Origin of the sequence: Streptomyces sp. SID8352 (assembly GCF_009862265.1) — a bacterium.
Taxonomy (GTDB): Bacteria; Actinomycetota; Actinomycetes; order Streptomycetales; family Streptomycetaceae; genus Streptomyces.
Window position 1 is genome coordinate 60,267 of record NZ_WWGX01000027.1, and the last position, 12,341, is coordinate 72,607.

Annotated in this window: 9 protein-coding genes; 6 read left to right on the forward strand and 3 right to left on the reverse strand. The window is 74.8% G+C overall.

The features are described 5' to 3' along the window. The first annotated feature begins 27 nt into the window (after positions 1-27). Positions 28-900, forward strand: coding sequence for an NAD(P)-dependent oxidoreductase (locus GTY84_RS08615; protein ID WP_161225546.1), 873 nt, complete (start codon positions 28-30; stop codon positions 898-900). A 247-nt stretch (positions 901-1,147) separates the two neighbouring features. Here GTY84_RS08615 and GTY84_RS08620 read toward each other — a convergent pair whose 3' ends face one another. Both GTY84_RS08620 and GTY84_RS08625 read right to left on the reverse strand, forming a co-directional pair. Further along, on the reverse strand, positions 1,148-1,543 hold the full coding sequence (locus tag GTY84_RS08620) for a helix-turn-helix domain-containing protein (protein WP_161225547.1): 396 nt from the start codon (positions 1,541-1,543) through the stop codon (positions 1,148-1,150). Between the two features lie 143 nt (positions 1,544-1,686). Further along, positions 1,687-2,931 carry a CAP domain-containing protein gene (locus GTY84_RS08625; protein ID WP_161225548.1) on the reverse strand — a complete coding sequence of 415 codons (1,245 nt, stop codon included), beginning with the start codon at positions 2,929-2,931 and terminating at the stop codon, positions 1,687-1,689. Positions 2,932-3,133: 202 nt separating this feature from the next. Here GTY84_RS08625 and GTY84_RS08630 point away from each other — a divergent pair, with 202 nt between their 5' ends. The 5 genes from GTY84_RS08630 (at position 3,134) to ftsY (ending at position 11,265) form a co-directional block, all read left to right on the forward strand. Then, the gene (locus GTY84_RS08630) at positions 3,134-3,415 is read left to right on the forward strand and encodes an acylphosphatase (RefSeq protein WP_161225549.1); all 282 of its coding nucleotides are present in this window, start codon (positions 3,134-3,136) and stop codon (positions 3,413-3,415) included. A 381-nt stretch (positions 3,416-3,796) separates the two neighbouring features. After that, a complete protein-coding gene (locus tag GTY84_RS08635; RefSeq protein ID WP_029384211.1) occupies positions 3,797-4,000 on the forward strand; it encodes a hypothetical protein in 204 nt (67 codons plus the stop codon). A 263-nt stretch (positions 4,001-4,263) separates the two neighbouring features. After that, positions 4,264-7,824 (forward strand): chromosome segregation protein SMC, encoded by a 3,561-nt coding sequence (gene smc / locus GTY84_RS08640; RefSeq protein ID WP_161225550.1) that lies wholly within the window; start codon positions 4,264-4,266, stop codon positions 7,822-7,824. A 615-nt stretch (positions 7,825-8,439) separates the two neighbouring features. After that, on the forward strand, positions 8,440-9,858 hold the full coding sequence (locus tag GTY84_RS08645; RefSeq protein ID WP_161225551.1) for a sugar porter family MFS transporter: 1,419 nt from the start codon (positions 8,440-8,442) through the stop codon (positions 9,856-9,858). A gap of 195 nt (positions 9,859-10,053) precedes the next feature. Then, positions 10,054-11,265 (forward strand): signal recognition particle-docking protein FtsY, encoded by a 1,212-nt coding sequence (gene ftsY / locus GTY84_RS08650; RefSeq protein ID WP_161225552.1) that lies wholly within the window; start codon positions 10,054-10,056, stop codon positions 11,263-11,265. A 52-nt stretch (positions 11,266-11,317) separates the two neighbouring features. On the opposite strand, the gene GTY84_RS08655 is transcribed toward ftsY, so the two are convergent. Then, positions 11,318-11,998: a bifunctional DNA primase/polymerase gene (locus GTY84_RS08655; protein ID WP_161225553.1), complete on the reverse strand. Its 681-nt coding sequence runs from the start codon at positions 11,996-11,998 to the stop codon at positions 11,318-11,320. Positions 11,999-12,341: the final 343 nt, after the last annotated feature.

Here is a 12,341-nt window from a genome sequence, read left to right on the forward strand (position 1 = left end):
AGGGCGACAGGACAAGGAGCGGGAGCGATGGACGCGATCGGGTTCATCGGGTTGGGCACCATGGGCCGCCCGATGGCGCGGAGGCTGCTGGAGGCCGGGCACCGGGTGGTGGTGTGGAACAGGTCCCGGCCGGCCGTCGACGCACTGTGCGAGGAGGGGGCGGAGGCCGCCGCGGACCTCGCGGAGGTCTTCGCGCAGCCCACCGTCATCAGCGTGCTGCCCGACGACGCGACCGTTCGGTCGCTCGTCCTGGACGGCGGCGTCCTGAAGGACGCCGGCTGCCGGGTGCACGTGAACATGGCGACTGTCTCGGCGGGTTTCGCCACGGAGGCGGCACAGCGGCACGCGCAGCACGGCGTCGGATACGTGGCGGCCCCCGTACTGGGCAGGGCCGAGGTGGCGGCGGCCGGAAAGCTGAACGTGCTGACCGCCGGCGCCCCCGAAGCACGGGCCCTGGCCCGGCCGGCGCTCGCACCACTGGCCGGGAGGATCTGGGAACTCGGTGACGACCCGGCGCGGGCCAACGTCGTCAAGATCGCGGTCAACTTCCTGCTGGCCTCCGCGATCGAGACGACCGCGGAGGCGACGTCACTGGTCGAGTCGTACGGTGTCGACGCCGCCGCATTCGTCGAGTTGATCAGCAGCACGCTCTTCCCCGGCCCGGTGTACAGCACGTACGGCGGGCTCATGGCCGAACGCCGCTATGAGCCCGCCGGGTTCACGACGCGACTCGGGCTCAAGGACGTGAACCTCGCCCTGTCGGCCGCACACCACCGGGACGTGGCCCTGCCCACCGGCAGTGTGGTGAGGGACGCCCTCCTGGAAGCGCTCGCGGCAGGCTGGTCGGACCGTGACTGGGCGACCCTCGCGGACATCGCCCGACGAAGGGCGGGATGCTGAGGCGTCGGCGCTTTCCCGCTGCGCTGCGGGCATGACTGAGCCGGTGGTGGGCACGGCCCAGCACCGGCTCAGCGCTGTCGACGGAGATCGGCCGGGCGTTGCGGGAGCACGTGGCCGGACGGCGTGGGACGGTCGATCCTCACCCGATGGGGCGGGCGCGTGGCGTGCACGTCCCGCGCCGGAGGCGTGCGGTGAGAGTGGGCGTCACCTGCGAGGGCAGCCTGCCCCGGCGGCCCACCGAGGGATCCTAGGGACGCGCTTCCGCGGCCCGCCGGGCGTCGTGGCGCTCGCGGGATGCCAGCACCCCGTCCATACCCTCCTCCAGGCACGCGAAGAGCGCCGTCAGCCGGGCGGCGACCTCGCGGCCCGGCGGCGTCAGCTCGTAGTCGACGCGGGGCGGATTGGTGAGCCGCGCCTCGCGGTGCACCAGGCCGTCGCGCTCCAGGGCGTGCAGCGTCTGCGACAGCATCTTCTCGCTGACCCCGCCGACCCGGCGGCGCAGCTCGTTGAAGCGCAGTGAACCCCCGGCCAGCGCGCCGAGCGTCAGCGCGCCCCAGCGCCCGGTCACGTGCTCCAGGGCGGCGCGCGAGGGGCACTCCCGGGAGAACACGTCGTACGGAGGCTCCGGCCGCGAGGTCGACATGCCTCCAGCGTAGGGATCCGGGGGCGTCCGCGCAGGACACCCTTTCCGGCCGTCGGCGCGGAGGGCCCCGGCCATCGCACCCCGGCGGGTCCTGGTGGTTCCGGTGGTTCCGGCGGGTCCGATGGTCCCGGCCCGGGGCCGTCTCAGTATCCGAACTCCTGGGTCCACCAGGGACCGCCGGCGCCGAAGTGGACGCCCACGCCCAGGGTCGTGAAGTCGCAGTTCAGGATGTTGGCCCGGTGGCCGGGGCTGTCCATCCAGGCGTCCATGACGGACCGGGCGCCGGACTGGCCGCGGGCGATGTTCTCGGCGCCCAGACCGGATATCCCGGCGGCCTCGGCGCGGTCCCATGGGGTGGCCCCGGCGGGGTCGGTGTGGTCGAAGAAGTCCTGCGCGGCCATGGCCCGGCTGAACGCCTCGGCGAGTTCCCGCAGCGCGCTGCTGGAGGCGAGGGGGCTGCACCCGGCCCGGCCCCGCTCCTCGTTGACGAGGGCGACGACCTCGGCGGCGGCGACCGCCGGATCGGGCGCGGCGGCGGGGGCGCTGGGCGCGGGCGTCCGCGGGAGGGCGCGCGGGCGGGCGGGCGCCGGCGCGGCGGACCCGGGCGCGGCGGTGTCCGGCGCCCCGGTGTCCGGCCGGTCCTCGCCGGGTGCGGCGGCGCGGGAGGGCGTCCGGGACGGTGCTGCGCGCTCCGGGGCCGCCGACGACGGCGCGGAGGGGGAAGCGGAGGCGGAGGGCGACGGGGACGCCGACGCCGGTGCCGACGGGGCCGTCCCGGGCGCGGAGGGGGCGGTGGAGCCGGTGGAGGGCGCGGTGCCCCTGCCGGTGCCCCGGCCGGTGCCGCCGCCGGGGGCGCCCTCGTCGACGGTGCCGGAGGTGCCGCCCTGACCGGCGGGGGAATTGGTCGGTGCCCCGGCGGACCGCGCGCGCTCGCCGCCGGAGCCGCTGCCGCCGAGGGTGTAGCTGTCCAGGCCGGGCACCGCGCCCGTGGCCACCGCGACGGTGCCGAGGGCGACGGCGGCGGTGATCCCGAGCAGCCCGGTGCGGACGGGGGTGACCAGACGCCTGCGGCGGCTCCGCTCCGCGTCCCCGGAGCCCCGGCCCGGGGAGGCCGCGGCCCCCTCCGGGGCCCGTCCCGCGTGGCCGGACCCGGCGCCGCCGTCCCCGTCCGGCTCGCCGGAGGCGTACAGGTAGGCGTCGCTCCGGGCACGGGCCTCGGCGTAGGCGTCGGGGTCCGGGTAGGGCGCGGAGCCCATGGCGGGAGGGTGCTCCACCGGTTCCGGGGAGCGCGGCGCGCGGCCCTCGGGGGCGGTGCCGTCCGGCTGCCCGGCCTCCCCGGGGCGGCCCCCTCCGGCACGGCCGGCGTCGGAGCGGCGGTGGCGTCCCATGTCTGGCCTTCCTCTGTCCTGGCCTTCCTCGTGCCGGCGTCCGTGCGCGTCCCCGCGACCCCACGTTCACCATGGCGACGATCACCCTTGCGAACTTCACACCATCGAGTGAGTTTGCTCAAGAGTTCACTGGTCGGGACGGTACCCCATGACGCAAGGGGAGGAAGTGCCCCGAGTGGCACCGGTTGGCTAGGTTGCACTCATGAACGAGGACGTACGACTGGTCGCGTGGGTGCGCGGACAGGTGCAGGGCGTGGGATTCCGCTGGTTCACGCGGGCCAGGGCGCTGGAGCTCGGGGGCCTGAGTGGCTTTGCTCTCAATGTGGCCGACGGGCGGGTCCAGGTGGTCGCGGAGGGTCCCCGGGAGCGCTGCGAGGCACTGCTGGAGTGGCTGCACGGGGACGACACGCCCGGCCGTGTGGACGGCGTCACCGAGATCTGGGACACACCCCGGGGCGGCTACGAGGGCTTCGCCATCCGCTGACCGCGGCCCGGCGGCGGCCTTCGGACGACGGACCGCCGCCGGGCCGCCCGGAGGGAGAACGGGCAGGTGGTTGCCAAGAACGCCGCACCGTGACAGGCTCCGCGGCACGGAACGACCGCCACGCCCCCCGGGCCCCCGAAGCGCCGCCGCAGCGCCGCGCCGGAGCCGCGCGTCCCCCGGGCGGACGCCCGTGCGGGGCGTGATCGTGTTGACCGTCAAACTTTTTGGTGAGACGCTGAAAGCCCCGCGCACCTCCGCTGTTTGGCATGGTCGAAGGCCGGCAAGAACACGCAAGAACTCCAGAGTGCCAAGCACCGCGGGTGCGATCCCTCACGACCCACACCGCTTCGGTCGGTCACTCATTGTGGAGGACCATCCATCATGGCAAAGGCGCTTCTCGGTTACGTCGGCGGCTCCGACCCGCGACTCCTCGCCGAGATGCGACGGCTCCAGCAGCGCGTCCAGGACCTGGAATCGGAACTCGTCCGCATCCAGGCGGAGAACGACGCACTCGCGGCTGCCGCTTCTCACGACAGGATCATGGAGAGCGTTGACGCACACCAGGCGGAGCCTGCGCTCACCTGATCACCGCATCATCCGCACCGCTCCACGACGGCGGCAGCGGCGGGACTCACCTCCCGGTCGCTGAACCGCCGGAGTCGCAAGGGACGCCCCGGCGTCCCTTCTCTTCTTCCCGCCCGTCCTCGGCGCCCCGGCCCGACGGCCCTCCGCCCCCGTGTCGTCCCTCCCTCTCCTCACCGTGATGTGCCCCCCGCGTTCACCGGCGAAACCGCGGCCGTTCACCGGTTCATGGAGTGAGACACCTGCGGACGGTAGAGTCCGGCGGCGTGCACCTGAAGGCCCTGACCCTGCGCGGCTTCAAATCGTTCGCCTCCGCGACGACGCTCCGCTTCGAACCCGGCATCACCTGCGTGGTCGGGCCCAACGGCTCGGGCAAGTCCAACGTCGTCGACGCGCTGAGCTGGGTCATGGGCGAGCAGGGCGCCAAGACCCTGCGCGGCGGCAAGATGGAGGACGTCATCTTCGCCGGCACCACCGGCCGCCCGCCGCTCGGCCGGGCCGAGGTGTCGCTCACCATCGACAACGCCGACGGCGCCCTCCCCATCGAGTACGCCGAGGTCACCATCACGCGGACCATGTTCCGCAACGGCGGCAGCGAGTACCGGATCAACGGCGACACCTGCCGCCTGCTCGACATCCAGGAACTCCTCTCCGACTCCGGCATCGGCCGCGAGATGCACGTCATCGTCGGCCAGGGCCGCCTGGACTCCGTCCTGCACGCCGACCCCACCGGCCGCCGCGCCTTCATCGAGGAGGCCGCCGGCGTCCTCAAGCACCGCAAGCGCAAGGAGAAGGCGCTCCGCAAACTCGACGCCATGCGGGCCAACCTCGCCCGTGTCCAGGACCTCACCGACGAACTCCGGCGCCAGCTCAAACCCCTGGGCCGCCAGGCGGCCGTCGCCCGCCGAGCCGCCGTCATCCAGGCCGATCTGCGCGACGCCCGGTTGCGCCTGCTCGCCGACGACCTCGTCCGGCTGCGCGAGGCCCTGAGCGGCGAGATCGCCGACGAGGCCGCGCTCAGGGAACGCAAGGAGGCCGCCGAACGCGACCTCGCCGCCGCCCTGCGCCGGGAGGCCGACCTGGAGGGCGAGGCGCGCCGCCTCGCCCCCCGCCTCCAGCGCGCCCAGCAGACCTGGTACGAACTCTCCCAACTGGCCGAGCGGGTGCGCGGCACCGTCTCCCTCGCCGACGCCCGGGTGCGCAGCGCCACCTCCGCGCCCCCCGAGGAGCGCACCGGCCGCGACCCCGGGGAACTCGAACGCGAGGCCGCCCGCGTCCGCGAGCAGGAGGCGGAACTCGAGGCCGCCCTGGAGGCCGCCGAACGCGCCCTGGAGGACACCGTCGCCCACCGCGCCGACCTCGAACGCGCCCTCGCCCACGAGGAACGCCGCCTCAAGGACGCCGCCCGCGCCCTCGCCGACCGCCGCGAGGGACTCGCCCGGCTCAGCGGCAGGGCCGCCGCCGCCCGCTCGCGCGCCGCCGCCGCCCAGGCCGAGATCGAACGCCTCGCCGCCGCCCGCGACGAGTCCCGGGAACGGGCCGCCGCCGCCCAGGAGGAGTACGAGACGCTGCGCGCCGAGGTCGACGCCCTCGACGCCGACGACCGTGACCTGGCCGCCCGGCACGAGGCCGCCCGGCAGCGGCTCGCCTCGGCGGAGACCGCCCTCGCCGCCGCCCGGGAGGCCGCCACCGCCGCCGAGCGCGCCCGCGCCGCCACCCGCGCCCGGCACGACGCCCTCGCCCTCGGGCTGCGCCGCAAGGACGGCACCGGGGCACTGCTCGCCGCCCGGGACCGGATCGGCGGCGTGCTCGGCCCCGCCGCCGGGCTCCTCACCGTGGCGCCCGGTCACGAGACCGCCCTCGCCGCCGCCTTCGGCGCCGCCGCCGACGCCCTCGCCGTCACCTCCACCGCTGCCGCCGCCGACGCCCTGCGGCTGCTGCGCAAGCAGGACGCCGGCCGCGCCGCCCTGCTCCTCGCCGGCGGCCCCGACGACCCCGCCGACACCGCCCCGCCCCCGCCCGCCGGGGCCCGGTACGCCGCCGACCTGGTGCGCGCCCCGGCCGACCTGATGCCCGCCGTACGGCGCCTGCTGCGCGGGATCGTCGTCGTCGGCACCCTGGAGGACGCCGAGGAACTGGTCCGCGCCCGCCCCGCGCTGGCCGCCGTCACCGCCGAGGGCGACCTGCTCGGCGCCCACTTCGCCCACGGCGGCTCCGCCGGGGCGCCCAGTCTGCTGGAGGTGCGGGCCTCCGTCGACGAGGCCGCCGCCGAACTGGTCGAACTCGACGTGCGCTGCCGGGAACTGGCCACCGCCCAGGACACGGCCGCCGGGGAGCGCGCCGGGGCCGCCGGGCTCGTCGAGGAACTGGGGGAGCGGCGCCGCACCGCCGACCGGGAGAAGTCCGCCGTCGCCCAGCGCCTCGGGCGGCTCTCCGGGCAGGCGCGCGGCGCGGCCGGGGAGGCCGAGCGGTCCGCCGCCGCGGCCGAACGGGCCCAGGAGGCGCTGGACACCGCCCTGGCGGAGGCCGGGGAACTGGAGGAGCGGCTCGTCGCGGCCGAGGAGATGCCGGTGGAGGAGGAGCCCGACACCGCCGTCCGCGACCGGCTCGCCGCCGACGGCGCCAACGCCCGCCAGACCGAGATGGAGGCCCGCCTCCAGGCCCGTACCCACGAGGAGCGGGTCAAGGCGCTCGCCGGGCGCGCCGACTCCCTCGACCGCGCCGCCCGCGCGGAGCGCGAGGCCCGCGCCCGCGCCGAGCGGCGCCGGGCCCGGCTGCGCCACGAGGCCGCGGTCGCCGGGGCCGTCGCCTCCGGCGCCCGGCAACTGCTGGCGCACATCGAGGTCTCCCTGGTCCGCGCCGGGACGGAGCGCACCGCCGCGGAGACGGCCCGGACCGCGTGCGAGGGCGAACTGGCCACCGCCCGGGCCGCCGCGCGCGATCTCACGGCGCGGCTCGACACCCTGACGGACTCGGTCCACCGCGGCGAGGTGCTCGGCGCCGAGAAGCGGCTGCGCATCGAGCAGCTGGAGACGAGGGCGCTGGAGGAGCTGGGCGTCGAACCGGGGGCGCTGGTGGCCGAGTACGGGCCGCACCGGCCGGTGCCCCCCTCGCCCCCCGCCGAGGGGGAGCGGCTCCCGGACGGTCCGGAGGGCCTCCGCGACCTGCCCCGGCCCTTCGTGCGGGACGAGCAGGAGCGGCGGCTGAGGGCGGCCGAGCGGGCCCATCAGCAGCTCGGCAAGGTCAACCCGCTGGCCCTGGAGGAGTTCGCGGCGCTGGAGGAGCGCCACCAGTTCCTCGGCGAGCAACTGGAGGACCTGCGGAAGACCCGCGCCGACCTGCTCCAGGTCGTCAAGGAGGTCGACGAGCGGGTCGAGCAGGTCTTCGCGGACGCCTTCCGGGACACGGCCCGGGAGTTCGAGGGCGTCTTCGGCCGCCTCTTCCCCGGCGGCGAGGGACGGCTGGTGCTGACCGACCCCGGCGACATGCTCGCCACGGGCGTGGACGTCGAGGCCCGGCCGCCGGGCAAGAAGGTCAAGCGGCTGTCGCTGCTCTCCGGCGGCGAGCGGTCGCTGACCGCCGTGGCCCTGCTGGTGGCCATCTTCAAGGCGCGGCCCAGCCCCTTCTACGTCATGGACGAGGTGGAGGCGGCGCTCGACGACACCAACCTCCAGCGGCTGATCCTGATCATGCGGGAGCTCCAGGAGGTCTCCCAGCTCATCGTGATCACGCACCAGAAGCGGACGATGGAGGTCGCCGACGCGCTCTACGGCGTGTCCATGCAGGGCGACGGCGTCTCGAAGGTCATCAGCCAGCGGCTCCGCTGAGCCCGTCCGACCGTTCCCGTCCGCCCCACGAGGCCGTGCCCGCACTCCCGCCGCACCGACCCCAGCCCCGAGTACGTCCGGTACGAAGTCCCGGGGCCGGCGAGCCGGGAGCACGCACCTGACGCGCGCGGCGGCCCCACCGCCCCACGGGCGACGAGGGCACTGGTCGGACAGGCCCTGGCCGGGCCGGGACCGACGGTGCCGGGACCGTCCGCGACCGGGGCCGGTTCCGGACCGGCCGCCGGGGCCGCCGGTGACCCGCCCGGGGCACTCCGCGGCCGGGTGCGGGCGGGGCGGGTGCCCCAGGCCCGTGGGGCGGGTGTCCGGGGCCCGTGGGGCGGGAGTTCATCCGTCGGGCGCGACGGCCGTTCCGTCCGGAGCGCCCCGCCTCCGGGCCCCGTCCGGGGTGCTCCGTCCCCGGGTCCCGACATGAGTTCCGGAAGTCGGGACAGGAGTGGTGAGGCGTCTCGACGCAGAAAACTGGAGGGCCTTCGTCCTTTTGACTTCGGAATGTGAAGGCATAGTCTCTGCAACGTTGTTTTTGTCCGGAATGTCCTTTCGGGTTCCGGGAGGACGGACCGTCCGGCAGCGTTGCCGGCAGTCGGAGGAGTACACGTGGCCAACGCGCCTCAGACACCCGGTCCAGCCGCCCGGACGGCCCATCCCGACCACCTCGGGCACGTCATCTTCATCGCGGCGGCGGCCGCGATGGGCGGCTTCCTCTTCGGCTACGACAGCTCCGTCATCAACGGCGCGGTCGAGGCCGTCCGGGACCGCTACGACGTGGGCTCCGCCCTGCTGGCCCAGGTCATCGCCATCGCGCTGATCGGCTGCGCGGTCGGCGCCGCCACCGCCGGGCGGATCGCGGACCGCATCGGCCGCATCCGCTGCATGCAGATCGCCGCGGTGCTCTTCACCGCGAGCGCCGTCGGCTCGGCCCTGCCCTTCGCGCTGTGGGACCTCGCCATGTGGCGGATCATCGGCGGCTTCGCCATCGGCATGGCCTCGGTGATCGGCCCCGCCTACATCGCGGAGGTCTCGCCGCCCGCCTACCGGGGCCGGCTCGGCTCCTTCCAGCAGGCCGCGATCGTCGTCGGCATCGCCGTGTCGCAGCTCGTCAACTGGGGTCTGCTGAACGCCGCCGGGGGCGACCAGCGCGGCCGGCTGATGGGGCTGGAGGCCTGGCAGGTCATGCTCGGGGTGATGGTCGTCCCGGCCGTCCTGTACGGGCTGCTGTCCTTCGCCATCCCCGAGTCGCCCCGCTTCCTGGTCTCCGTCGGCAAGCGGGAGCGGGCCCGGAGGATCCTCGCCGAGGTAGAGGGCGAGCACATCGACTTCGACGCCCGGATCGCGGAGATCGAGCACGCCATGCGGCGCGAGGAGAAGTCGAGCTTCAAGGACCTGCGCGGCGGGAACCACTTCTTCAAGCCGATCGTCTGGGTCGGCATCGGCCTCTCCGCCTTCCAGCAGCTCGTCGGCATCAACGTGGCGTTCTACTACTCGTCGACGCTGTGGCAGTCGGTCGGCATCGACCCGACGGACTCCTTCTTCTACTCGTTCACCACCTCGATCATCAACATCATCGGCACCGTGATCGCGATGATCTTCGTGGACCGCATCGGCCGCAAGCCGCTCGCCCTGATCGGCTCGGTCGGCATGGTGATCGGCCTCTCCATGGAGGCCTGGGCCTTCTCCTACGACCTGGTCGACGGAAAGCTCCCGGCCACCCAGGGCTGGGTCGCGCTGGTCGCCGCCCACTGGTTCGTGCTCTTCTTCGCCCTCTCCTGGGGCGTCGTGGTCTGGGTCTTCCTCGGCGAGATGTTCCCCAACCGCATCCGCGCCGCCGCACTGGGCGTGGCCGCCTCGGCGCAGTGGATCGCCAACTGGGCCATCACCGCGAGCTTCCCGTCGCTGGCCGACTGGAACCTGTCCGGCACGTACGTGATCTACACCTGCTTCGCGGCGCTCTCCATCCCGTTCGTCCTGAAGTTCGTCAAGGAGACGAAGGGCAAGGCCCTGGAGGAGATGGGCTGACGGCGGCGGACCGCGCGGCCGGGCCCGCGCGCGGGGCCCGCCCGCCGGGGCCCGCCCGCAGGGGCCGGACGGCCGCGGGGGCGGTCCCGGCCCCCGTGCCGCGCCGGTGCGCGGCGCCGTCCCGGTGCCCCGCCGCTCCCGGGAGGCACCGCGAAGGGGTCGTGCCGGAAGGCCATGGCTGATACTGGACGAGTTATGGACATCGTCATCCTTGCTGTAGTCATCGCCGTGGTGGTGATCGGCGCGCTCGGCGGGCTGGTGGTGGGCAGCCGCCGCAGGAAGCAGTTGCCTCCGCCGCCCTCGACGCCCGACATCACCGCCCCTCCGGCCGAGCCGCACGTCGGCGACGAGGCCGAGAAGCCCCGCGACGAACCGCGCCGGACGATAGAGGAGGTCGACCTCCCGGACGGCGGCGGCGCCCCCGCCACCGTCGAGGAGCCGCCCGTCGTCGAAGAGCTCGAGGTCCCTCCGGTCGAGGTTCCCGAGCCCACCGCCGGCCGTCTGGTCCGGCTCCGTGCCCGCCTCTCCCGTTCGCAGAACGCGCTCGGCAAGGGCCTGCTGACCCTGCTCTCCCGCGAGCACCTCGACGAGGACACCTGGGAGGAGGTCGAGGAGACGCTGCTCATCGCCGACGTCGGCGTGCAGCCGACCCAGGAACTGGTCGAGCGGCTGCGCGAGCGGGTCCGGGTGCTGGGCACCCGCACCCCCGCCGAGCTGCGCGGCCTGCTGCGCGAGGAGCTGCTCACGCTGGTCGACCCCGCCATGGACCGGGAGGTGAAGACCGAACCGGGCGGCAGCCGCCCCGGCGTCGTGATGGTCGTCGGCGTCAACGGCACCGGCAAGACCACCACCACGGGCAAGCTGGCCCGGGTCCTGGTCGCGGACGGCCGCGCGGTGGTCCTCGGTGCCGCCGACACCTTCCGTGCCGCCGCCGCCGACCAGCTCCAGACCTGGGGCGAGCGGGTCGGCGCCCACATCGTGCGCGGTCCCGAGGGCGGCGACCCGGCCTCCGTCGCCTTCGACGCGGTCAAGGAGGGCAAGGAGACCGGCGCCGACGTCGTGCTCATCGACACCGCCGGGCGCCTGCACACCAAGACCGGGCTCATGGACGAGCTGGGCAAGGTCAAGCGGGTCGTGGAGAAGCAGGCCCCGCTGGACGAGGTGCTCCTCGTGCTCGACGCCACCACCGGCCAGAACGGTCTGATCCAGGCCCGGGTCTTCGCCGAGGTCGTCAACATCACCGGCATCGTCCTCACCAAGCTGGACGGCACCGCCAAGGGCGGCATCGTGATCGCCGTCCAGCGCGAGCTGGGCGTGCCGGTCAAGCTGATCGGGCTGGGAGAGGGCCCGGACGACCTGGCCCCGTTCGAACCGGAGGCCTTCGTCGACGCCCTCATCGGCGACTGACCCCATCCGTCCCGGAGCGCCCGCCCCCACCGGGGGGCGGGCGCTCCGCCGTTCAGGCCCGGGAGCGGTGGGCCACGTAGGCCAGGGCGCCGAGCAGCAGCGGGGCCGCCGGGGGACGGGCCGCGGAGTCCAGGGACGGCGGGCGCAGCCAGCGGGCGGGGCCCCGGCCGCCGCGGTCGGACGGCGGGGCGGTGATCCAGCTCCCGGGGCCCAGCCCGTGCAGGTCGAGGGCGGCCCGGTCGTCCCAGCCCATCCGGTAGAGCAGCCGGGGCAGCCCGTCGGCGGAGCCCGGGGCGACGAAGAACTGGGCGCGGCCCTGCGGGGTGACCACCACCGGGCCCAGCGGCACACCCAGCCGCTCCAGCCGCGTCAGCGCCCGGCGCCCGGCGGCCTCCGCCACCTCGATCACGTCGAAGGCCCGCCCCACCGGCAGCATCACCGCTGCCCCCGGGAACCGGGTCCAGGCCGCGCACGCCTCGTCCAGCGTCGCCCCCGCGGGGATCTCCGGCGCGAAGACCAGCGGATGGGCGCCCGGCTCGGCGCAGTCGGCCCGGCCGCAGGAGCACCGGCCGCCGGCGGCCCGCGCGCCCGGCACCACGTCCCAGCCCCACAGCCCGGTGAACTCCGCCACCGCCGTGCACTCGGGGGTCACCGCGCGCCCCCGCCGGCGGGTGCCGGACCGGAGATCGCGGATGCCCCGCCCACTGCCGATGCTGCCGATCGTGAAGCCCATGCCCCCTCCAACGGGTCCGGCGTACCGGCGGTTACGCAGCAGACGTCACATGTGACGCTCTGTTCCTACCTCCCCGGTGCGGTGCGGTTCAGGCAGCGCGTTGAAGCTCCACCGGGTGTGTGCGCCGTGGTGTGCGCCCCGATGTGCATCCGTGCACCGCTCGCGGGTTGATCACTGTCAAGTCAATCGCGTGGAGGTCGGCGGGAGTTCATTCGAAGGGGTGGCGAATGGTGGCGTTTCGGAGTTCGCCATGGCCGGACGGGTGATCGTAGGATTACTTTGTGTGCATGATGCCTCGGGGCACATGCAGGTAGGCGTATGCCGCGGGCAACCCGACATTCCG